The following is a 21,589-nucleotide window of genomic DNA, read 5'->3' as shown; positions in this document are numbered from 1 at the left end:
CGGTAAGGACGAAGGTCCCGAAAGGTCCAAGACATGATGGAGCTGATATCAATAGAGAGCAGCTATTGAAGGCGCTAGCCTGTGCCGATGCAGTTCCAACAGCTCCTGTACTTCGTGGCGGTCGCCGAGACCCGGCATTTCACCCGGGCCGCGGAGCGGGTGCACGTCGCCCAGCCCTCGCTCTCCCAGCAGATCAAGGCGCTCGAACGGGAACTCGGGGCCGACCTGTTCAGCCGGGCGCGGGGCAACATCACGCTCACCGACGCGGGCGAGACCCTGCTGCCGCTGGCGCGGCGGATCCTGGCGGACGCGGACACCGCACGGCTGGAGGTGCAGGAACTGGCGCAGCTGCGCCGGGGTCGCGTCCGGCTGGGCTCCACTCCCAGCATCTGCACGGGTCTGCTGCCGGACGTACTGCGGGCCTTCCATGACGCGCATCCGGGGATCGAGCTACTGATCGAGGAGAGCGGTTCGCTCGATCTCGTACGGGAGCTCGCGCGCGGGGCCCTGGACCTGGCCCTGATCGCACTGCCCCTCCCCCCGTCGGCCCCGGCCCTGACCACGGTGGAGTTGCTGACGGAGGACCTCGTGGTGGTCTCGTCGGCGGACCGACCGGCGCCCGGCGGGGGCGGCGAGCTGACCATCCGGGGGCTGCGGGACGAGCCGATGGTGATGTTCCGGCACGGCTACGACCTGCGGGAGCTCACGGTGGCAGCCTGCCGCGCGGAGGGTTTCGAGCCGGTCTTCACCGTGGAGGGCGGTGAGATGGACGCGGTCCTGGGCTTCGCCCGGGCGGGGCTCGGCATCGCGGTGGTCCCGGCGATGGTGGTGGATCGCGCCGGGCCGGGCCTGCGGGTGACCCCGCTGGCCGGCTCCCCGCTGCGCCGCACGATCGCCCTGGCCCACCGCACCGACGTGGCTCCGCCGCGCGCGGCCCGCGAGCTGCAGCGCATACTGACCGGCTGATTCCGCCGCGGCGGTGCCGCCGGCACCCCGGGCGGCCCGGCGGTCACTCCGGGGTGGAAGCCGGGCAAGACGCCGGGGCGGAAGTCGGGGCGGAAGCCGAGGCCGGAGCCGGAGCAGAGGCCGGTGCCGGGGCGGGGGCTGTCGGCAGGGTTGTGTCGAGGCCGTCGGCCAGCATTGCGAACGCCTGATCGGCATCGGCCACTGCGGCCGCGTGAGCCTCGTCGGCGCTCCGCCCCGATTCGATCCGCCGCCAGTTCTCCCCGCCCAATTCATGGCGGACCGCCACCAGGTGTATCGCCGCCAGGCGGGCGGCGAGCGGGGGGACGCTCTCCGCCTCCAGCACGAGGGCGAGCAGCTCCACCTCGCGGTCGGTGTAGCGCCTCAGCCGGGTCTGCAGGCTGGCGGTGCTGTTGATCAGCTGCTGGAAGGCCATCACGTTCGGGTGGTCGCACAGCCCGGTGATGGGGTCCCGCTCGGCCAGGGCCGTCAGGAAGTGCGCGTGCACCGCACCCACCGGTGTGCGGCCGGCGGGCCGGTCCCGCACGATGCGCGCCGCCTCGTCCTGATGGTCGGCGAACCGGTCGAGCAGCAGGTCCTCCTTGCTCGGGAAGTACCGGAAGAGGGTGGGCTTGGAGACCTCGGCCGCCGCGGCGACGTCCGCCACCGACACGGCATCGAAGCCCCGTTCCAGGAAGAGCTCCAGCGCCGTGGCCGCCAGCCGGTGACGCGTACGGAGCTTCTTGTTCTCGCGCAGACCCGTCGTGTTCTCCATGCCGCACAGCGTAGCACGAAATAGTGACCGGGTTATTTTTGTAACTGGGTTGCTTTTTCTGTCGGGAGCCGCTTCCCTTGAGACATCGAACGAGGAGAGGCAATCCCATGGCTGACGTACTGATCACCGGTTCCGGCCCCACCGGACTGACGCTCGCCTGCGACCTGGCCCTGCGCGGATTCGCCGTGCGTGTCATCGACCGGCGCACCGAACCGCACCACGAATCCCGCGGCAAGGGGCTGCTGCCGGGCAGCCTCGATGTCTGCCAGCGGCTCGGCGTGCTCGAGCGCCTGGCTGCCACCGGCAGCAGCAGCGTCGTCCTGCGCAAGTACTTCGACGGGGAGCACATCAACGACACCCCCACTTCCGCCGGCCTGCTGATCGGGCAGTGGCAGATCGAGGCGGCCCTGCGCGACCGGCTCGCCGGGCTGGGAGTGGCGGTCGAGTACGGATCGGAGCTCGCCGGAATCAGCCAGGACGAGTCCGGGGTGCGCGCAGAGCTGGCGGACGGCACCGTGATCTCGGCCCGCTATCTCGCCGGGTGCGACGGCGGGCGCAGCACCACCCGCGAGCTGCTCGGCATCCCCTTCGAGGGGAGCGGGCAGGAGGAGCCCGCCATGGTCATCGGGGACGTGCGGGCACCCGGGCTCGGCCGGGACGTCTGGCACCAGTGGTTCACCTCGGAGGGCACCGGAATACTGCTCTGCCCGATGCCGGGAACCGACAGCTTCCAGCTGCAGGCCTCCCCCGAGAGGGACGAGCGGGGCGAGCCGCTGCCGCCCTCCCTGGAGAGCTTCCAGCGGATCTTCGAGCGCGATGCCCGGGTGCCCGGGATCCGGCTCACCGATGCCACCTGGCTCTCGGCCTGGCGGGTCAACGTCCGGATGGCCACGCGGATGCGGAAGGGCCGGGTCTTCCTCGCCGGGGACGCCGCGCACGTGCAGCCCATAGCCGGCGGGCTGGGCATGAACACCGGCATACAGGACGCGGCCGCCCTCGGCCGGACGCTGGCCGCCGCGCTCACCGGGCCCGGCGGCGAGGAGGTGCTCGGCACGTACGAGGCGGAGCGGCTGCCGGCGGTCGCCGATGTCCTGGCCGACGCGGCGGAGCGGTACGAGCGGGTCATGGAGGCCGTCCGGACCCCCGGCCGGGGGACGGAGGTCGGCATGAACCGGTCGCAGCCGCCCACCGGAGCCTGAAGCGGCCCGGGCGCCGCCGGCCCGGGCTGCCGGCCCCGGCGGGGCCGGGGTCAGGAGGGTGTGGGCACCGCGTCCGAGAGGGAGAGGGTGTGGATGCGGTCCGGGGCGCCGGGCCGGGCGTAGTACCAGCCCTGCGCGGTGTCGCAGCCGAGGGCGCGCAGCTGGGCGGCCTGGACCCCGGTCTCCACGCCCTCGACGGTGACCGCGAGTTCCAGGCTGTGGGCCAGGGCGACGATCCCCTCCACGATCTTGACGTCGACCGGGTTGGCGGGCTGCTGCTGCATCCCCTGGGTGAAGGAGCGGTCGAGCTTCAGGACACTGACCGGCAGTCGCCGGAGGTTGGCCAGGTTCGAGTAGCCGGTGCCGAAGTCGTCGAGCGCGATGTCCACACCGAGGGCGGCGAGCCGGCGCAGCGGTTCCAGGAGTTCGTCGTCGGCCCCTATCAGCGCGGACTCGGTGACCTCCAGGCACAGCGCGCCCGGGGCGAGGCCGGACTTCTCCAGCACGGCCACGGTGTCGGCGACCAGGCCCGGGTGGTGCAGCTGGGTCGGCGAGAGGTTGACGTTGATCCGCAGGGCAGCGCCGCCGTGCTCGCACTGCCAGATGCGGGCCTGGCGGACGGCCTCCTCCAGGACCCAGCGGCCGAGCGGCACGATCAGCCCGGTCCGTTCGGCGAGCGGGATGAAGCGGTCCGGGCCGAGGACCCCGTACTGCGGGTGCGACCAGCGCACCAGCGCCTCTGCTCCGTGCACGCTGCCGTCGCGCATGTGTACCAACGGCTGGTACTCGATGAAGAACTCGCCGCGTTCCAGCGCCGCCGGCAGGGCGTTGGTCAGCCCGTGGCGGGTGATCGCGCGGGCGTCGGCCTCGGCGTCGGCGAATTCGAAGCGGTTGCCGCCGGCCGCCTTGGCCCGGTACATCGTGATGTCGGCGCTGCGCAGCACCTCCGCCGGGGTGCGCTCCTTGGCCCGGCCCTCGACGATGCCGATACTGCCGCGGACCGTCAGTTCCCGGCCCTCCAGCCGGATCGGCGTGGACAGGGCGGTCAGGATGCGGACCGCGAGGTCGGTGACCTTCTGCTCGGTATCGGCGCCGGTGGTCAGGGCGACGAACTCGTCACCGCCGAGCCGGGCGACCACCTCGCCCGGGCCGGTGGCGCAGCTCTGCAGCCGGTCGGCGACTTCCACCAGCAGCCGGTCCCCCGCCGAGTGCCCGAGGCTGTCGTTGACCGCCTTGAAACCGTCGAGGTCCAGGTAGCACAAGCCGTAGCGGTCGCCGCCGGCGCCGCTGAGGGCCTTCTCCAGCCGTTCGAAGAACAGCGTCCTGTTGGGCAGGCCGGTGAGGGCGTCGTGGGTGGCCTCGTAGCGCAGGCGCAGGTTCAGCAGCCGGCGTTCGGTGGTGTCCTCCATCAGCGCCAGCTGGTATTGCGCCTTGCCGTCGGCGTCGCGCAGCAGCGACACCGTCAGGTTGGTCCAGAGCACGGTCCCGTCGTGCCGGTAGTACGGCTTCTCCACGCGGTAGCTCTCGCGCTCGCCGCGCACCAGCTCGCCGTACATCCGCCACACGTGCGGGGTGTCGTCGGGGTGGCCCCACTCGCTGACGTTGCGGCTGCGGACGTGCCCTTCCAGGCCGCCGAACATCTGGAGCAGGGTGTCGTTGACCTCCAGGACGTTCCCGTCGAGGTCGGCGATGCCGATGCCCACGGCCGCGCCCTCGAAGACCGCCCGGAAGCGCTCCTCGCTCGCGTGCAGGGCCTGCTGCGCGTCGGTGCGGGCGGTCAGCGCGGAGCGCGCGATGGCCTCCTGCTCCCTGAGGGTGCGCTCGCGCAGGGCCCGGGCGTATCCCGCCGCGATGCCGTGCTGGAGCCGGGCGCAGCGGGAGCGGTACTCCTCGGTGCCCTCCACTCCGGAGCCCTCGGACCCGTTCGGGCCGCAGTAGAGCACCAGGTACGACTCGATCACCCCGAGGGTGCCGGCCAGGGCCTCGGGGTCGGTGCAGTGCACGGCGACGAGTTCCGCCCCCACCTGCTGGGCGACCGAGGCGTCGAAGGGCCGGGCGTGCAGGGCGTCGGTGAGCGTGCGCGTGAGCGGCAGCAGGTGCCGTTCGAATTCGGTGCGGGTCAGCGAGGTCGCGGTGACCGGGAAGATCGCCCGCCCCCAGATCGTCGCGAAGCGGGCGATCCGGTCCTCGATACCGCCGCGCGGGGTCGCCGACGCCTCGGTGACCGGTGCCGCGGCGGGTACCGCGGGGGCTTTCGGCGCGCCCGCCGTCTGTGCCGGAAGTCTCACGCCTTGCGTCCCACGCCGCCGAAGCCCGAGAAGGCGTAGGGGTCTTCCGGCGACTCGGCTTCCTGTCCGTCCTCCGCCCGGTCCGGCCGCCAGTCCGGCATGGACACGAGACCCGGCTCCAGCAGCTCGAACCCGTCGAAGAATCGGCGGATCTGCTCCCCGGTGCGCATGACGAGGGGGTTGCGGATGTCCTTGTAGACGCTCACCGTGCCGCCCGCGACCTCCTCGGAAAGCGGGATCCCCTCGAAAGAGGCGTGCGTGAGGATCAGCAGGCTGCCGGGGGCCAGCGCGTCGCGCAGCTCGGCGACGGCGGCGTACGGGTCGTCCGTGTCCTCCAGGAAGTGCAGGACCGCGACGAGCAGCAGGGCGACGGGGCGGCCGAGGTCGAGCAGCCGGCCGACCTCGGGGGCGGCCAGGATCTCCTTGGGCCTGCGCAGGTCGGCGGCGACGATGTCGGTCTGCTCGTCCCCCGTGAGGACGGCGCGGCTGTGCGCGACGGCCACGGGGTCGTGGTCGACGTAGACCACGCGCGCCTGCGGCGTCGCGGCCCGGGCGATCTCGTGGACATTGCCGAAGGTGGGGATGCCGGAGCCGATGTCGAGGAACTGTGTGACGCCCTCGGCGACGGCGTGCCGGACGGCGCGGCGCATGAATGCCCGGTTGGCCTGCATGATCTTGGGCAGTCCCGGCATGAATTCCATGGCCCGTCGAGCCGTCTGGCGGTCGACCTCGAAATTATGGGACCCGCCCAGGTAGTAATCATAGATGCGGGACACACTCGGCACCGATATGTCGATGCCTGGCGGGGCCCAGGCGGGGCGCTCCATCGGGGTCTCCAAGCGTTGGTCCTGCGGTCGTCCGTGCGGGGTCGGACTCCTGTCCGAGCCGAATGTACTGATCATTTCTCAACAGGGCGAGCAAAAGCGGAAATTGGCGATCCGTTCTTCGTCACACACCAAAGGCGCCGGTGCGCCGGGTGAGGGAATGACCGATACCGACAAGTACCTTATGGGAATTGGCCGGTGGACGATCGGGGCGACCACACTACCGATCCGGGACTGGCTCAAACCTCACTGGTCGCCAGTCCACCCGTTCAGGCGAACCGGGGCTGAGCCGCGCGCGCCCGGGCGCGCGCGGGCCCATGCTCCCGGGGTGAACAGAGCCTGTGCCAGGCGCCTGCTGGCAGTCCCGGTCCTGCTGTGGGCGGCCTTGTCCGTCACGCCGGCCGTGGCTGATAGCCGCGCCTACGCGACGACCGACTCCGGGGACGGCCCCGCCGCCGCCGTGGTGGCCGCGGTGGCCGGCGGCGGCGACAGAGGACGCGGCCCGCGTGGCGGACATCACGGTGACGACCAGGGCTCCGACCACGGGAAACGCCGTGGGGGCGGACACGCCGGCGGCCATCACGGCCACCCCCACTGCCCACCACCGCCACCCCCTCCGCCCTGCCCGCCGAAGCCGCCACCGAAGCCCACGCCACCGCCACCGCCGACTCCCCCGCCGAAGCCCACACCGCCCCCGAAGCCCGCACCTCCGCCACCACCGCCCAAGCCCGTGCCCGCGCCGAAGCCGGTCCTGCCCGCCCCGCCCCCGCCGAAGCCGGCACCCCCGCCGCCCCGCGCGGTCAGGGCTCCCGCGCCGCCACCACCCGCACCACCCGCCCCACCGCCACCACCCGCCCCAGAGGTGAAACCCGCCCCGTCGAAACCGGTGGCCCGCCCCGCCTATCGCGCCACGGCCCGCAAACCCGCCGAGCACCACATCTCGCCGGTGACATTCACGCTGATGACCGCCGCTCCCGCGGTGCTCGCGATCGTCGCCCTGCGTCCCCGCTAGCGCTTCTTGCGCCCCACCGGTAACCGATATGGGAGTCATCTTGTCGGAATGGCTCGTCCTGTCCATCGCGATGGCCGCGGCGTGCGCCGTGGTGCTGTCCATCGCCTTCTTCAACCACCGCAGGATCGGCGACGACGACGATCCGAACGAGACCCCGGACGTCATCGAGTACATGACGATGATGATCGGGGTGATCTACGCGATCGTGCTGGGCCTGGCGATCGCGGGCGTCTGGGAGGGCCGCGGAGCCGCCCAGGAATATGTACGCCAGGAGGCCCAGGCCCTGCACGAGATCAGTGTCCGCTCCGAGGTCTACCCGGCCGAGGTGCGCAAGAGGATCCGCGCCGATGTCGACGCGTACGTGACCCACGTCGTGGACACCGAGTGGAGGCGGATGGCCGACCACGGCGAGCTCACCGAGCACGGCGGGGAACTGCTGGAACGTATCCGCCGGGACGTCACCGACTACGAGCCGCAGACCGACCACGAGGGGCAGGCCTACCAGCCGCTGGTCGACCAGGTCGCGGTGGTCGACGACGCCCGCAGCGCCCGCGGCTCCAGTGCCGGGGCCACCATGCCGGGAGTGGTGTGGTTCGGCCTGATCGCCGGCGCGCTCGTGACGGTCGGACTGATCTTCACCCTGCAGATCAGGCGCTCGTTCCGGGAGATGCTCCTGGCGGGCCTGTTCAGCGCCCTCATCGCCTTCCTGCTGTTCCTGATCTGGGACTTCGACGCGCCGTTCGGACGGGGCATCTCCGCCACCGCCGAACCATTCCTCACCCAGTTCCCCCACCTCGGCCTCGGCGGCTGAGGGCCGCCCGCAAACCGGGGACGGGGCTCCCGTCCCCGGTTCGGCCTAGGGTCATGCCCCATTCGCCCGTTCCTGATCGCGGGTCACCGCACCCGGACCTAGCGTGTCGGACATCGAGGCGCACGACCCCCCACGTGCGGAAACCGTTCCGCGGCTGCTCCTCGGGGATCCGGAGAATCAACCATGGGTGCGATACGTTCCTCCGCCACCGCCCTGCTGAGCGCCGGCGCCACGGGCGCCGTACTCGCGCTCGGCGCCTTCGCCGTGCCCGCCGCGACCGCGGCCGAGGCCCGGCCCACGATCACCTCGTTCGGTTTCACCCTCACGCCTTCGACCGTCGCCCCGGGGGGGCAGACGGTCCTCGCGGTCAGTCGCTGCAACGCCGCCTACGCCACCGCCTCCTCCGGCGTCTTCGACACCGTGAGCATCGCGCGCGGCCAGACCGTACGGGTCACCGTGGACCGCGACGCACGGCGCGGAGCCGTCTACTCCGTCTCCTTCACCTGCAACGGCGAGACCGGCTCGGCCGACCTGACCATCGCCGGCGGCACCACGACACCCACCACGAGCTCCACACGGACCGCCACCGGAGCCGCCCTGCCGACCCCGTCCTCCGCCCTCGGTGTCCGCGGCGGGCTGGGCGGCAGCGTGGCGGGCATGGACCCCGTGGAGTTCGGCGCCGGCGCCGGCCTGTTCCTCGCCGCCGCGGGCGGCGCCGTGTTCGCCCTGCGCCGCAGGAGGTCGGACCGCGGCCATTGAAACCGGACGTCCCCCGCTACCGCCGGGGGCCCCCCCGCCCGCCGGCCGAGGGGGGGCCCCCCGGGGGGCGCGCGCCCGGCGCCCCGGGACGCCCCGCGGGGGCGCCGGCGGCGCCCGCGCCCCACCGGGGGCCCCCCCGGCCCCCCCCCCCCCCCCCCCCCCCCCCCCCCCCCCCCCCCCCCCCCCCCCCCCCCGCCGCCCCCCCCCCGGCGGGGGACCTGCGTCCGGGAGACCTGTCAGGCCCGGCTGCGGAGCGGACGGCGACGGCGCACCACGTGGGCACCCGCGCCGAGGGCCGCGGCGCCGACGAGACCCGCACCGATGGCGGTCTCGGCGGCGGACGGGCCGATGGACCCGCCGAGACCGCCCTGTGAGGGGTTGCCCTCCAGGATCGTGAAGCGGTGGGTGGCGACCAGGTTGCTGTCGTTGCACTTGACCGACAGCGTCTGGTGACCCGGGGAGGCGTGGTTGAAGACCCGGACGGTCGCGAAACCGATCGACCCCGCGGACAGGTTGGCCGGCGGAAAGTTTCCGTGCGAGGTGACCGTACCGCCGTGACCGCAGCCCGCCGCGCTCACCTGCATCGTGGATCCCTGGTGCACGGAGTACGGGTTGACGGAAATGTTGCTGGGGCCGTTCCCGCCCCCGTTCCCACCCCGTCCCCCGGGGTCCTGGTTCGCGGCGGCGAACGGGGCACTGAGTCCGATCGCGGCGCAAGCTGCCGCCGTCACGGTAAGAGCGCGCAAGACACGCATGGTGGAACCTCCAGCGGGAAGCGCCCCGGAGCGTCGGCCCCGGATGATCGACGAGAACGCCTCCCACGTCGAACCCTCAGGTCGTCCCGCAATCTGCGCATTTCCAACTTTGGGCCGCCCGGTTGAGCGACACGCCGAAGCGCGGACGACGGAACTGACGGATCCGCAGGTCACGACCCGTCAGGCATTTATGTGACGATTACCTGGATGGGCGCACCTCTTCCGGCCCCCTCCGGGTGGCGGCCACCCGTTCGCCCTTCCCCTCTCGCCGTCCCGCCGACTCGGCCTTAGCGTGCGTGAAGTAGGGCGTACGGGGGCGGGAACAGGAACGCGGGTCGGGACCCCCGCGTCGGGAAGGGAGAACGATGGGCGAGGACGAGACCGGGCAGTCACGCAAACGCTCACCGTGGGGCGCACTGGCCCTGGTCATGCTCACCGGCCTCGCCATGGTGCGAAACGGTGTGGACGTCGGTGGCGGGCCGCCCCAGCCCACCGCGGCCTCGGCCGTCGCGGTGACGGCGGACCAGTTGCCGGCGAATCCGCCGACGCCGCCGGCGGACATGGAGGTGCTGGAGCACTCGTCGGTGCAGCGCGTCCGGATTCCCACGATCAACGTGGACGCGCCGGTGATGACGGTCGGGCTGGACGCGCAGGGCTGGATCGACGCCCCGCCGCCGCAGGACCGCAATCTCGCCGGCTGGTACCTCAACGGCATCTCACCGGGCCAGCGGGGCTCGGCGGTGATCGTGGGGCACGTGGACAACGCGCAGGGCCCCGCGGTCTTCTACGGCCTGGGCTCGGTCAAGCAGGGCAACCACATCGAGGTGGAGCGCTACGACGGCCGCACGGCGGTGTTCGAGGTCTACGGCGTGGAGGTGTTCTCCAAGGAGGCCTTCCCCGGAGCCCGGGTGTACGGGGACACCGGGCACCCCGAACTCCGGGTGATCACCTGCGGCGGCGGATACTCGAAGGCCCGCGGCTACGACGGGAACGTCGTGGTCTTCGCCCGCATGGTGGCGACGCGCTGAGCCGGTGAGTATCCGCCGGGCGGCTCCGGTTCAGCGGGGCGGCAGCGTCGGGAGGGTCATCCGGTAGCCCCGCGCGAGCAGTTGGGGCAGGTACGAGGAGATGGCCTGGACGCTCTGCGACCGGTTGCCGCCCGCGTCGTGCGAGAGGACGATCACCCCGGGCGCGGCGCCGCCGAGGACCCGGGAGATGATCGTCGTGGTCCCCGGCTCCTTCCAGTCCAGGGTGTCCACGGTCCAGGCGAGCGGCTCCATGCCCAGCTCGGCCCCGATCTCGAAGGCGGCCCGGTTCCAGGCCCCGTAGGGCGCCCGGAACCACAGCGGCGCCTCGCCGACGGCCTGGTGCACGACCTCGCTCGTGCGGCCGATCTCGGAGGCGAGCGCGGGCCGGCTGAGCTGGGGGATGAGCGGGTGCGTCCAGGTGTGGTTGCCGATGATGTGCCCCTCGGCGGCCATCCGGCGCAGCAGGTCCCGGTTCTCGTCTGCCATCTCCCCGCAGACGAAGAACATGGCGCGTACGCCGTACCGGGCGAGGGTGTCGAGGATGGCGGGGGTGTAACGGGGGTCCGGGCCGTCGTCGAAGGTGAGCACCATGGCGCCCGACGCGGCCGCGTCGGCGGGCAGTTCCAGGATGGGCCGGGTCCGTACGGCCGGCTTCACGGCGGCCGGCCGCATCGGCTGCTCGGCGGTCATGGGGCGCAGCCGGTACGACTTCTCGGGCAGCGCCTGCGCCCGCAGGCCCGGCGCACCGGCCGCGGGCTGCGCTCCCGGCCCGGCCTGCGGCCCGGCTTGCGGCCCTGTGCCACTGCCCGGTCCGGGCCCGGGTGCCCCCTCCTCACCACTCACGCTGAGGAGTCCGGAGGCGGCTGCGACTCCGAGGAAGACGGCGGTACGCAGGACCGCGCGCCGCCCTACTGTCGGCTCGTCATTTTTCATTATTACTACGTATCAACGACATCGCCGAAGTTGTCGAGAGGCGCGGACGCACCCCCTCCCCCTCACCCGGTCGGCCCACGGGTGCCAGGGGCCCGCGGGGAACGCGACCGCCGCGCGGGCGGCGCGGTCCCCTCAGCCGCGGCGGACCAGGGGGAAGGGCAGCGTCTCGCGGATCGTCAGGCCCGTGAGGAACATGACCAGGCGGTCCACCCCGATGCCCAGGCCGCCCGTGGGCGGCATCGCGTACTCCAGGGCGTCCAGGAAGTCGTTGTCGAGTTCCATCGCCTCCGGGTCGCCGCCCGCCGCGAGCAGGGACTGGGCGGTGAGGCGGCGGCGCTGCTCCACCGGGTCGGTCAGCTCCGAGTAGGCGGTGCCCAGTTCAGTCCCGAAGGCCACCAGGTCCCAGCGCTCGGCGAGCCGGGGGTCCCGGCGGTGCTGGCGGGTGAGCGGGGAGACGTCGGTCGGGAAGTCCTTGTAGAAGGTGGGCAGCTTGGTGCGCTCCTCGACGAGCCGCTCGTACATCTCCAGCACCACGTCTCCGCGGGTGTCCTCCGGGGCGTGCGGGACGGACGCGCGGTCGCACAGCCTGCGCAGGACGTGTTCCTCGGTGTCGGCGTCCACCTCCTCGCCGAGGGCCTCGCCGATGGCCCCGTACATGGTCTTGACCGGCCAGGTTCCGGAGATGTCGTGGACGACGAGCTTCCCGTCCGGGCCCGCCTTGTGCGCGACGGGCGAGCCGAAGGCGGCGGTCGCGGCCCCCTGGATCAGTTCGCGCGTGAGGTCGAGCATCACGTCGTAGTCGGCGAAGGCCTGGTAGGCCTCCAGCATCGTGAACTCGGGGTTGTGCTTGTAGGAGACGCCCTCGTTGCGGAAGGTGCGGCCCATCTCGAAGACCTTCTCCATACCGCCGACGCAGAGCCGCTTGAGGTACAGCTCGGGTGCGATGCGCAGGTACAGGTCGAGGTCGTAGGCGTTGATGTGGGTGCGGAAGGGACGGGCATTGGCGCCGCCGTGGATCTGCTGGAGCATCGGGGTCTCGACCTCCAGGTAGCCGCGGTCGAGGAGTCCCTGGCGCAGGGCCTGGACCGCGCTGGAGCGGGCTCGTACGACCTCCCGTGCCTCGGGGCTGGCGACGAGGTCGAGGTAGCGGCGCCGGACCCGGGCCTCCGGGTCGGCGAGGCCCTTGCGCTTGTCGGGCAGCGGACGCAGGCACTTGCCGGTGAGCTGCCAGGAGCGGACCACGAGGGACAGCTCACCGGCCTTGCTGGCGCCGACCTCGCCGCTGACGAGCACGTGGTCGCCGAAGTCGACCTGGGAGGTGAAGGAGTCCAGCACCCCGGCCCCGGCCTCGTCGCGGGTCAGTATCAGCTGGATGTCGCCGGACCAGTCGCGCAGGACGGCGAAGACCACGCCGCCGAGGTCGCGTACGACCATCACCCGCCCGGCGAGGGTGGCTTCCGCTCCGGTCCGGGCGCCGGGCGGGTGGCCGGGGTGGGCCGCCTTCAGCTCCGCCACGGTGTGCGTGCGCGGGCGGATGCCCACCGGGTAGGGGTCGGTGCCCGCCGCCCGGATGCGGTCCAGTTTGGCGTGGCGCACGCGGACCTGTTCGGGCAGCCGCTCGGCCGGGGCCACGGCGGCCTCCTGGTCCACCGCGTCGAGCCCGAGTGAGTCGATGGAGGGCAGGCCCTCGGTGTTGACGGGGGCGGTGAGGCCCTTGGGGTGGCCGTTGCCCCACAGGGTGCGCAGGCTGGGTACGGAGACGAAGCCCTCGGCGATGCCGGAGGCGAGGCTGACCCGGGCGAGCGAGCCGGCGTCCTGGTAGCAGAGGTACCTCGGGTACCACTCGGGGTTGTACTTGACGTTCGAGCGGTACAGCGCCTCCAGCTGCCACCAGCGGGAGGAGAACAGCAGCAGCTTGCGCCACAGCTTCAGGACGGGGCCGGCGCCGATCCGGCCGCCCTCCTCGAAGGCGGAGCGGAAGACGGCGAAGTTGAGGGAGATCCGGTGCACGCCGAGGCCGGGGGCGGCGGCGCAGAGCTGGGCGACCATGAACTCCATGACCCCGTTGGGCGCGGTGCGGTCGCGGCGCATCAGGTCGAGGGAGATGCCGTCCCTGCCCCAGGGGACGAAGGAGAGCAGGGCGATCAGCTCACCCTTGTCGTCGAAGGCCTCGACGAGCAGGCAGTCCCCGTCCTCGCGGTCGCCGAGCCGGTCCAGGGCCATGGAGAAGCCGCGTTCGGTCTCGGTGTCGCGCCATTTGTCGGCGCTTTCCACGATCATCTGCATCTCGTCCTCGGAGAGGGCGGAGTGGCGGCGGATGACGGTGGTGGCCCCGGTGCGCCGGACCCGGTTGACGGCCTGGCGGATGACGCGCATGTCGCGGCCGTCGAGGTCGAAGTGGGCCACGTGCAGGATGGCCTCGTCGCCGAGCTGCAGGGCGCCGAGCCCGGAGCGGGCGTAGGCGGTGGCGCCGTTCTCGGAGGCGCCCATGACGGCGGGCTGCCAGCCGTAGCGGCGGGCCACGGCCAGCCAGGCGTCGATGGCGGCGGTCCAGGCGGTGGGGTCGCCGACCGGGTCCCCGCTGGCGAGGCAGACGCCGGCCTCGACGCGGTAGGTGACGCCGGCCTTGCCGTTGGGGGCGAAGACGACGGCCTTGTCGCGGCGGGTGGCGAAGTAGCCGAGGGAGTCGGCCCGTCCGTAGGCGCCGAGGAGGGCGCGGATGCGGGGTTCCTCGTCCCCGTGCAGGGCGGCGGTCAGGCGCTGGGAGCGGAAGAGGGTCATGGCCGCGTTCAGCAGGGCGGCGGCGCCGAAGAGGCCGAGCAGGAAGGACAGCGGGCGGGGCGGGTGGCCGTCGAACTCCCGGGCCGAGAAGAGACCGCCGAAGACCTCCTTGGCCGCCCAGTCCAGCCACTGGCCCTTGGGCAGGGTTCCGGGGAAGAGGGCGACGAGCGCCCAGCCCGCGAGCACGGCGGCGAGCAGGCCGAGGCCGAGGACGAACAGGGCGTGCCACAGGGCCCCGGGGCGGGAGGCGGCGTAGAACTCGTCGCGGGCGGCGATCAGCACGGCCAGCGCCGCGACCGCGATGACCATGGAGGGGACGCCGATCCAGTACTCGCCGACGGCCATCTCCAGCACGTCGTCGACGACCAGCAGGGCCAAATAGGTGATGACGATCCACCAGGCGACCTTCTTGCGGGTGCCGAGGGCGGCCGCGAGGAGGAAGAGGAAGACGGCGTAGGCGAGGTTCGCGCTGACCGGGACGACGATCAGGTCGAGGAAGCGCACGATGGGCCGCAGCAGCCGCCGCAGTGTGGGCGAGAGGGCGAGCAGGGCGCACAGCAGGCCCAGCGCTGCGAAGAACGCGCCGAATCCGTCGGGCACCCGGTTCAGGAACCGGTTCCGGGTTCCGTGCTTCTCCTCCACGGTGGCACTGGTGGCGCTCATGGTTCGCACTGTAGGGAGGGCGGCGCCGGCGCGCGCGGCGAGCCGCCTATCCTCGGCAGGGTGACGGAGCACGTGAACACGGCATTCGAACGCGGTACCGACGGCCCGAAGGTGATCCTGGCGGGGGTGGACGGATCGGAGTCCTCCCTGCGGGCCGCGGCCTACGCGGCGGGGCTGGCCCGGCGGCAGAACGCCCTGCTGGCGCTGGTGTACGTCCAGCCGGTGATCCCGGCCGGGGCGGCGCTGGGCGCGCCGGTCGCGGACACCACCGGCGAGATCGCGGAGGGCCTGGTGGCCGAGATCCGCGAGTCGGCCGAGCGGCTCAAGGGCGTCTACGAGGTGCGCTGGCAGTTCCACACCTTCCGCGGCGACCCGTACGCCGGGCTGGTGAGCGCGGCGGACGAGCTGATGGCGGACGCGGTGGTGGTCGGCGCCTCCGAGCAGGCGGGCCACCGCATCGTGGGGTCGGTGGCGATCCGCCTGGTCAAGGCGGGCCGCTGGCCCGTCACCGTGGTTCCGTAGCCTCCCCGGCCCGGGTCACCGGGACTACCGGCCCATGGTCAGGCCGTCCTTGGCGGCGCCGCGGCTGAGCACGGCCTCGCCGATGGCGTCCCGGGCGCGCTCGTAGTCCTCGCGGCCGGGGTCCTTGGCGAGGACGTCGGGCAGGTGCACGACCCGGCCCGCGGACAGGTCCATCATCTGCGGCACGAACTCGGCCTTGGTGACCTGCCAGCGCTGCCCGGCGGCGGCTGGCGGGGCGAAGGTGAACCGGCCGATCGACCCGTAGTTGCCCCGCATGTCGCGCGCGCCGGTGTAGTTGAACATCTCGCCGGCGACCTGGTCACCCATGCCGTAGACGATCCAGGTCCCGTTGACCTTCTCGTAGGGCTGCGGGATGTGCGCGTGCGTGCCGAGGATCATGTCGATGTCGGGGCGGCCGCCGGTCTGCGAGGCGGTCAGCGCCTTGCCCAGCGCGAGCTGGGTCCCGTCCGGTTCGGTCTCCCACTCCGTGCCCCAGTGCACGCTCACCAGGACCACGTCCGCGCCCGCCTTCCGGGCCTCCCGCGCATCCGCGATGATCTTGTCCTGTTTCATCAGGTTGACCGCCCAGGGCTGGCCCTCGGGCAGCGGATAGCCGTTGGTGTCGTAGGTGTACGCGAGGTGCGCCACCTTGGCGGAGCCCGCCGTGTACGTGGTCACTGTGGCCGCCTCGGCGGCCGTACGGGCCGAGCCGGCGTGTTTCAGGCCGACCTTGTCGAAGCGGTCGAGCGTGCGGCGCAGCCCCGCGCCCCCGTCGTCGAGGGTGTGGTTGGAGGCCGTGGAGCAGCCGTCGTACCCGGCGTCCTTCAGCCCGTCGGCGACCTCCGGCGGGGATTTGAAGGCCGGGTAGCCGGAGAAGGGCCCGCCCTCCTCTCCGTAGATGGTCTCCATGTGACAGAGGGCGAGGTCCGCTCCGGAGACCACGGCCTTGACGCCGGAGAACATCGGCCGGAAGTCGTACCCGTCGCCCTCGGCGTCGTTCGCGGCGCGCTGGATGACGGAGGTGTGCGGCAGGACGTCGCCGCTCGCGACCAGGGTGAAGCCCTTGGCGGCGGGCGATCCGGCGGCGCTGGAGGGAGTGGCCGGCGCGCCGGAGTCCCCGAGGCGGGCCGGTGCGGAGCTCCCGCCGGCCGAGCATCCGGCGGCGGCGGACAGCAGCAGGGCCGAGAGGAGGGCGAGCACCTGCGGGTGGGTTCGCGTGGTCATGTGCCCGACTCCCATTAATACGATTATCTGACGTGTGATCACATGCAATCCATATAACTACACGCCGTAAGTCAAGGAACGGATCCGGCGCACCGGCACGAACTCACCCGAACGGCGGACGGGGACCCCGGGCGGAGGTTGGGTCGGCTGCCGTTCGCCGCGCCGTTCGACCGTTCACCGACCCGCACGGCCGCCCGGCGGACGACCCGGGTGCTTGGGCGCAACGCCGGGACCGGACGGTTCCGGGTCGGCTCCGTGCAGGTCAGGGTGGACGCGTCGGCGCCCCCACGGCCCCCCGCGCACCCCGGAAGGAGCTCCTCGTGCCGCTCTCCCCCACCCTCCCGCGAACGGATCCCGAGGCACTGGCCGAACTCCAGCGCGACCACGGGCGAGCCCTGTTCGGATTTCTGGTCGGCCTCACGGCCGGGGACGCCCAGCGCGCGGAGGACCTCGTACAGGAGACCCTCGTACGGGTCTGGCAGCACCCGGAGGCCCTGGCCAGCGGGCACGACTCCATGCGGCCCTGGCTGTTCACCGTGGCCCGGCGGCTCGCGATCGACGCCCGGCGGGCCCGGCTGTCCAGGCCGCTGGAGGTGGATCCGGAGGGGCTGGACCAGGCGCCCGAGCCCCAGGACGCAGTGGCCGGTTCGGTCACGGCGATCGACGTACGGCGGGCCGTGGGGTCCCTGGGGCCCGAGCACCGCGAGGTGCTGATGCAGGTCTACTTCCGCGACCGGTCGGTGGCCGAGGCCGCCGCCGAACTCGGCATCCCGGCGGGCACCGTCAAGTCCCGTACGTACTACGCCCTCCGCGCCCTGAAGAAGGGCCTCCACGGGTACGGGTACGATCTCGGCGCCTGAACCCGCCACCGTGGGAAGAGTCGGGTAACGGCGTGAAGAGATGCGGATCGGACATAAAACGCGTCGTTTTCGGCATCAGAGCGTGCAAGTTGAGTAAACATCCCCCGCTCCGCGAGCCGCTCGGTGAAGGCTCAGGGCTGACGACGGGACGCTCGACGCGCGGGAGAAGGTGGAACGGTGCAGCCCGAGGGTAGTAACGGCACCAGTGACGGCGGGCTCGCGGTGCCCATGGCCTGGCTGTACGCCGAGTACATCGCGGACGAACTGCTGCGCACGGGCCGGCTCATCCCGGTCAGCACCCTGGAGTTCCGGGCCGGACGGGACACGCTCGCCCTGACGATCTACCTCTCGGACGCGGCCGGCGAGCTCTCCGGGATCCGCGTGGTCTCCCAGCTCGACGAGTGGCTCTCGCTCACGGCGTACGGGCATCCCTGGCGCGACTGGGTGCACACCCGCTTCCTCGCGCTCGGCGAGGAGGCCCGCGAGCGCGGCGACGGCGAGGACCCCGACCTGGAACTGGCCCGGGCCGCCTGGCGCTGGCTGGACGGCACCGAGTTGTTCGCCACCAACCTCGACCCCGGCAGGCCCGACCACACCGACCTCCCGCCGGGACTGGACGAGAACGCGCGCGTCTGGACCCCGGCCTGGCAACTCGGCCTGCCGCTCGGCCATTTGGCGATGCACCTGTTCTGACCCGCCGCAGGCCGCCTCCCCGCGCTAGGGAGCCCGGTCGGCCGGATCCATCACCAGGCCGGTGAAAGCGGCCTCGTTGCGCTCCGCACGGGTGACGTACCACCGGGCGATGAGCCACATCACCGGATACACCAACAGGCCGAGCGCCACCCAGGCAAGCGGCCCCGACGCCCCGCCCGACAGCGCGAACACCAGCGGCAGCATCCCCACCAGCGACGCGAGCGCGGCCAGTGCGCCCAGCGCCGCCCGCAGTTGGCTGCGCATCAGAGCCCGTACATAGGTGGCCCCGAGGGTGGTCTGCTCGGAGATCTCCGAGCGGGCGGGGGTGTGCGCGGGCGCCCGGCGGCGGGTGCCCCGGGGGACCCCGGTGACGACCTCGCGCCGGGGCGGCGACTGCTGCTCCTCGGGCATGGTGGCGGAGTCTACGCAGCGACCGGCTATTTGAGGAGGCGCGAGAGCCTCCGGTCGGCGAGCGGCTTGCCGCCGGTCTGGCAGGTGGGGCAGTACTCCAGCGAGGAGTCGGCGAAGGACACCGAGCGGACGGTGTCCCCGCACACCGGGCACGGCTGCCCGGCCCGCCCGTGCACCCGCAGCCCGCTCTTCTTCTCCGCCTTCAGCTGTCCGGCGGCCAGCCCGTGGGCCCGGCCGACGGCCTCGAGCAGGGTGGCGCGCACGGCCTCGTAGAGCTGGGTGAGCTGCTCCTCGGTGAAGGAGGCGGCGAGCTTGAACGGCGAGACCTCGGCCGCGTGCAGGATCTCGTCGCTGTAGGCGTTGCCGATCCCCGCGATCACGCTCTGGTCCCGCAGGACCCCCTTGATCTGGCGCCGTTCCCCCGCCAGCAGCGCGGCGAAGGCGTCCCGGTCGAAGCCCTCGGCGAGGGGATCCGGGCCGAGGCGGGCGATGCCGGGCACCTCCTGCGGGTCGTGGACCACGTAGACGGCGAGGCGCTTTTGGGTCCCGGCCTCGGTGAGGTCGAAGCCTCCGCCGCCCACGAGGGAGACGCGCAGCGCGAGCGGCCCCTTGCCGGGGCGCGGCGGCTGCGCGGGCAGGGTGTCCTGCCAGCGCAGCCAGCCGGCCCGGGCCAGGTGCGTGACCAGGTGGAGCTCGCCGACCGGCAGGGCGAGGAACTTGCCGTACCGGGCGGTGGATCCGGCCGGCTGCCCCTCCAGGGCGGTGAGCGGCGGGTCGTACGTCTTGAGCACGCTCACGGCGAGCGGGAGGACGCGCTCGACCACCCGCCCGGTGAGGTGCTCGTCGAGGTACTCCCGCAGGGCCTCGACCTCGGGCAGTTCCGGCATGGTCCCAGCCTGCCGCCGCCTCAGGCGAAGCGCGAGCCGGGCACCGGGCCGGGTGAGGCGACGCGGTCGCGCGGGGCCGTCAGCCAGTCGGCGCCGACCGCGGCCACGAACGCCCGGAAGGCCTCGTCCGGGTCGGGCGGGGTGGCGCCGTCACCCTCGTCCGGGTCCGCGGCGGCGTGCGCGACGTCCCGGGCGATCTCCTCCTCGGAGCGCTGGTCGTCCTTCCACGGCGGGGCCACGAACTGGCACAGCAGCGCGCTGAAGTCCGCGCTCACCGCGGGCGGATCCGTCCAGCACGTGGCGTGCTCGGCCAGGATCTGGCCGTCCGTGCGCGCGTGCAGGGTGCGGACGAGGTCCGGATCGGCGGCGTTCAGGTCATAGGCGACGACCACGGTGTCCCCGCGGGCGGGCGCGTACGGTACGGCGGGCAGCTCCAGCAGCCGGGCGGCGGCGAGCCCGAGGATCCGGTCGGACCGGCCGGGCAGCAGCGAGATCGTGGTGGGGCGGCGCCCGGCGGCCTCCAGGGCGAGCGCCAGGCGGCCCAGACCGCGGCGGCACGTTGCGTGGGTGTCCCCGAGATAGGCGAACCGGCCGGTCATCCCGGCGTCCCAGCCGTACGGCGAGAGCGTGCCCAGGAGGCCGCCGGTGAGGCCGTAGTGCCAGCCGCGCAGGTCGGCGCGGCCGAGCGGATCGGTATGGCCGGCCGCGCGCTGGGCCCGGCGGGCCCGGCCGGTGCGGTCCAGCCGGCGGAGCTGGCGGTCGTGGGCGCCCGACCACTGCGGGTCCTCGGGGGCGGGCAGGGCGCGGCCGATGCGCTCGGCGGTGTCCAGGTCCCCGGCCAGCAGGGTGTGGTGCGCGAGGAGGTACGTCTCGGGCCAGGCGGGCAGCGCCCCGCCCCGGCCGGAGAGCAGCGCGGCGGCCTCGGCGTGCCGGTTCTCGTCCTCCAGGGCGGACACCAGCTCGGCGAGGAGCGGGCGCGAGTCGGGGAGCAGCCGGAGCGCCTCGCGCAGCGGTGCGACGGCGAGGAAGGCGATGCCGCGTTCGACGCAGGCGTAGCCGAAGTCGTAGAGAGCCTGGGGCTCACCGGGCCGTTCGGCGGCGGCCCCGGCGGCGTCGGCCAGGTCCTCGAACCCGGCGGCGTCGGCCAGGTCCTCGAACCCGGCGGCGTCGGCCAGGGCCCTTACGGCCTCGGCGAGTTCGGGGACGGGCGCCGACTCGGCGTGCGGCCGCAGGGACCGTACCGCTCCGGGAAGGTCGTCCTTCTTGAGGAACCGGCGTACTTCATCCATGGCGTTGGTCATCGCCCCCGATCCTCACGGACCTCCGCCGCGTCCGCAACGGACTTTCCGGGGCGGCGGGGCTCCGCGGGGTTCTTCTCGGGTCTCCTCGCGGGGTCTCGCGCGGGCTCTCTTTGCGGGCCGGATCAGCCGGTGAAGATCCAGCCGAGCTGGCCGCCGGAGGTCTGGCCCTCGCAGTTCGTCGCGTTGGACTCGAAGAACTCCCGCTGCTTGCCGACCATGCAGCGCATCAGCGGCGCGCTGCCCACGTCGGCCGGCTGGCCGGGATAGAACCAGCCGAGCCGGGAAACGTAGGTCTGGCCCTCGCAGTTCACGTCGCCGGAGAGGAAGTTGTCCCGGCGGACGACGCAGTGGTAGAGCGGCACCGTGCCCTCGCGCGGGCTCGTGTAGAGCTGGCCGAGGCTGCCCTCGACGCGGTAGCCCGGGGCCACGTTCCAAACGGTGCTGATGTGCTCGCCGTTCGGCCCGATCAGCCGGTTGAGGCTGCGGGTGGGGGTGCTCACCGCGGGATCACCGGTGCAGGTGGCCTTGATCATGGCGTTGTAGTAGTTGGCGGTCACGTACTGGTAGATCGGCCCCTCGGTCACCCGGCACTGCGAGCCGCTGAAGCCGAGCTCGGCGGCCTGACGTGCGAGATGGTCCCGGGCGGCGGCCGCGGCGATGTTCTGGGGGCCGCCGCCCATGCCGGTGAGGTGGACGATGACGGGCCCGACGTCGGCTGCCGCCGCCGGGGCCGGCGCGGCGGGCACGTCGGGCCCGGCCGAAGCGGGCGCGGCGGCCGTCATGGCGGCGGCCAGTGCTGCAGCGAGGTTCCCCGCCGCGCGGTTCGATGTGCGGGGCGGATACCGGAAGCCGGACGCCGGTCCCCGGGGGGCGCAGGCCAAGGCCCGGGCCGTCGCAGGG

General features: G+C 72.8%; 20 protein-coding genes. 9 read left to right on the top strand and 11 right to left on the bottom strand.

What is annotated here, in order from left to right:
- The first annotated feature begins 87 nt into the window (after nt 1–87).
- The gene (locus tag ACIQZO_RS34705; protein ID WP_403634234.1) at nt 88–966 is read left to right on the top strand and encodes a LysR family transcriptional regulator; all 879 of its coding nucleotides are present in this window, start codon (nt 88–90) and stop codon (nt 964–966) included.
- Between the two features lie 43 nt (nt 967–1,009).
- Here the strand turns inward: ACIQZO_RS34705 and ACIQZO_RS34700 are convergent, their stop codons facing one another.
- Nucleotides 1,010–1,738 carry a TetR/AcrR family transcriptional regulator gene (locus ACIQZO_RS34700; RefSeq protein WP_403634232.1) on the bottom strand — a complete coding sequence of 243 codons (729 nt, stop codon included), beginning with the start codon at nt 1,736–1,738 and terminating at the stop codon, nt 1,010–1,012.
- Between the two features lie 107 nt (nt 1,739–1,845).
- Here ACIQZO_RS34700 and ACIQZO_RS34695 point away from each other — a divergent pair, with 107 nt between their 5' ends.
- Nucleotides 1,846–2,937 (top strand): FAD-dependent monooxygenase, encoded by a 1,092-nt coding sequence (locus ACIQZO_RS34695; RefSeq protein WP_403634229.1) that lies wholly within the window; start codon nt 1,846–1,848, stop codon nt 2,935–2,937.
- A 50-nt stretch (nt 2,938–2,987) separates the two neighbouring features.
- Here the strand turns inward: ACIQZO_RS34695 and ACIQZO_RS34690 are convergent, their stop codons facing one another.
- Together ACIQZO_RS34690 and ACIQZO_RS34685 are read right to left on the bottom strand one after the other, a co-directional pair.
- The gene (locus tag ACIQZO_RS34690; protein ID WP_403634227.1) at nt 2,988–5,225 is read right to left on the bottom strand and encodes a putative bifunctional diguanylate cyclase/phosphodiesterase; all 2,238 of its coding nucleotides are present in this window, start codon (nt 5,223–5,225) and stop codon (nt 2,988–2,990) included.
- Nucleotides 5,222–6,052, bottom strand: coding sequence for an SAM-dependent methyltransferase (locus tag ACIQZO_RS34685; RefSeq protein WP_403634225.1), 831 nt, complete (start codon nt 6,050–6,052; stop codon nt 5,222–5,224). Before ACIQZO_RS34685 ends, ACIQZO_RS34690 begins: the two co-directional genes overlap by 4 nt.
- 859 nt (nt 6,053–6,911) lie before the next feature.
- On the opposite strand from ACIQZO_RS34685, the gene ACIQZO_RS34680 reads away from it, so the two are divergent.
- The 3 genes from ACIQZO_RS34680 to ACIQZO_RS34670 all read left to right on the top strand — a co-directional run bounded on the left by ACIQZO_RS34680 (nt 6,912) and on the right by ACIQZO_RS34670 (nt 8,631).
- Entirely contained in the window at nt 6,912–7,061 is a 150-nt protein-coding gene (locus ACIQZO_RS34680; protein WP_403634223.1) for a hypothetical protein, read from the top strand.
- 40 nt (nt 7,062–7,101) lie between these two features.
- On the top strand, nt 7,102–7,872 hold the full coding sequence (locus ACIQZO_RS34675; protein ID WP_403634221.1) for a hypothetical protein: 771 nt from the start codon (nt 7,102–7,104) through the stop codon (nt 7,870–7,872).
- Nucleotides 7,873–8,055: 183 nt separating this feature from the next.
- A complete protein-coding gene (locus tag ACIQZO_RS34670) occupies nt 8,056–8,631 on the top strand; it encodes a hypothetical protein (protein ID WP_403634219.1) in 576 nt (191 codons plus the stop codon).
- Between the two features lie 236 nt (nt 8,632–8,867).
- Here the strand turns inward: ACIQZO_RS34670 and ACIQZO_RS34665 are convergent, their stop codons facing one another.
- Nucleotides 8,868–9,386 (bottom strand): hypothetical protein, encoded by a 519-nt coding sequence (locus ACIQZO_RS34665; RefSeq protein ID WP_403634216.1) that lies wholly within the window; start codon nt 9,384–9,386, stop codon nt 8,868–8,870.
- A 365-nt stretch (nt 9,387–9,751) separates the two neighbouring features.
- On the opposite strand from ACIQZO_RS34665, the gene ACIQZO_RS34660 reads away from it, so the two are divergent.
- Nucleotides 9,752–10,414: a class F sortase gene (locus tag ACIQZO_RS34660; protein ID WP_403634214.1), complete on the top strand. Its 663-nt coding sequence runs from the start codon at nt 9,752–9,754 to the stop codon at nt 10,412–10,414.
- A 30-nt stretch (nt 10,415–10,444) separates the two neighbouring features.
- On the opposite strand, the gene ACIQZO_RS34655 is transcribed toward ACIQZO_RS34660, so the two are convergent.
- Both ACIQZO_RS34655 and lysX read right to left on the bottom strand, forming a co-directional pair.
- Complete coding sequence (locus ACIQZO_RS34655; protein WP_403634212.1) at nt 10,445–11,347, bottom strand: polysaccharide deacetylase family protein; 903 nt, start codon at nt 11,345–11,347, stop codon at nt 10,445–10,447.
- A 132-nt stretch (nt 11,348–11,479) separates the two neighbouring features.
- Complete coding sequence (gene lysX, locus ACIQZO_RS34650; protein WP_403634209.1) at nt 11,480–14,791, bottom strand: bifunctional lysylphosphatidylglycerol synthetase/lysine--tRNA ligase LysX; 3,312 nt, start codon at nt 14,789–14,791, stop codon at nt 11,480–11,482.
- A gap of 60 nt (nt 14,792–14,851) precedes the next feature.
- Between lysX and ACIQZO_RS34645 the strand changes: the two genes are divergently transcribed.
- Nucleotides 14,852–15,313, top strand: a complete 462-nt coding sequence (locus tag ACIQZO_RS34645; protein WP_403634207.1) for a universal stress protein — start codon at nt 14,852–14,854, stop codon at nt 15,311–15,313.
- 24 nt (nt 15,314–15,337) lie between these two features.
- Here the strand turns inward: ACIQZO_RS34645 and ACIQZO_RS34640 are convergent, their stop codons facing one another.
- Nucleotides 15,338–16,537 carry a CapA family protein gene (locus ACIQZO_RS34640; RefSeq protein ID WP_403634204.1) on the bottom strand — a complete coding sequence of 400 codons (1,200 nt, stop codon included), beginning with the start codon at nt 16,535–16,537 and terminating at the stop codon, nt 15,338–15,340.
- A gap of 320 nt (nt 16,538–16,857) precedes the next feature.
- Here ACIQZO_RS34640 and ACIQZO_RS34635 point away from each other — a divergent pair, with 320 nt between their 5' ends.
- Both ACIQZO_RS34635 and ACIQZO_RS34630 read left to right on the top strand, forming a co-directional pair.
- Entirely contained in the window at nt 16,858–17,397 is a 540-nt protein-coding gene (locus ACIQZO_RS34635; protein ID WP_403634201.1) for a sigma-70 family RNA polymerase sigma factor, read from the top strand.
- A 228-nt stretch (nt 17,398–17,625) separates the two neighbouring features.
- On the top strand, nt 17,626–18,090 hold the full coding sequence (locus ACIQZO_RS34630) for a hypothetical protein (protein WP_393847887.1): 465 nt from the start codon (nt 17,626–17,628) through the stop codon (nt 18,088–18,090).
- 24 nt (nt 18,091–18,114) lie between these two features.
- Here ACIQZO_RS34630 and ACIQZO_RS34625 read toward each other — a convergent pair whose 3' ends face one another.
- The 4 genes from ACIQZO_RS34625 to ACIQZO_RS34610 all read right to left on the bottom strand — a co-directional run bounded on the left by ACIQZO_RS34625 (nt 18,115) and on the right by ACIQZO_RS34610 (nt 21,471).
- Entirely contained in the window at nt 18,115–18,501 is a 387-nt protein-coding gene (locus ACIQZO_RS34625) for a hypothetical protein (RefSeq protein ID WP_403634198.1), read from the bottom strand.
- A gap of 26 nt (nt 18,502–18,527) precedes the next feature.
- Nucleotides 18,528–19,388 carry an Fpg/Nei family DNA glycosylase gene (locus ACIQZO_RS34620; protein WP_403634196.1) on the bottom strand — a complete coding sequence of 287 codons (861 nt, stop codon included), beginning with the start codon at nt 19,386–19,388 and terminating at the stop codon, nt 18,528–18,530.
- A gap of 20 nt (nt 19,389–19,408) precedes the next feature.
- A complete protein-coding gene (locus tag ACIQZO_RS34615; RefSeq protein WP_403634194.1) occupies nt 19,409–20,689 on the bottom strand; it encodes a hypothetical protein in 1,281 nt (426 codons plus the stop codon).
- Nucleotides 20,690–20,811: 122 nt separating this feature from the next.
- Nucleotides 20,812–21,471, bottom strand: coding sequence for a hypothetical protein (locus ACIQZO_RS34610; protein WP_403634192.1), 660 nt, complete (start codon nt 21,469–21,471; stop codon nt 20,812–20,814).
- Between the last annotated feature and the right edge of the window lie 118 nt (nt 21,472–21,589).

The organism is Streptomyces sp. NPDC097617 (genome assembly GCF_044761485.1).
GTDB lineage: Bacteria > Actinomycetota > Actinomycetes > Streptomycetales > Streptomycetaceae > Streptomyces.
The sequence above is the reverse complement of the archived record's forward strand: the minus strand, read 5'-3'. Positions and strand labels throughout refer to the sequence as shown.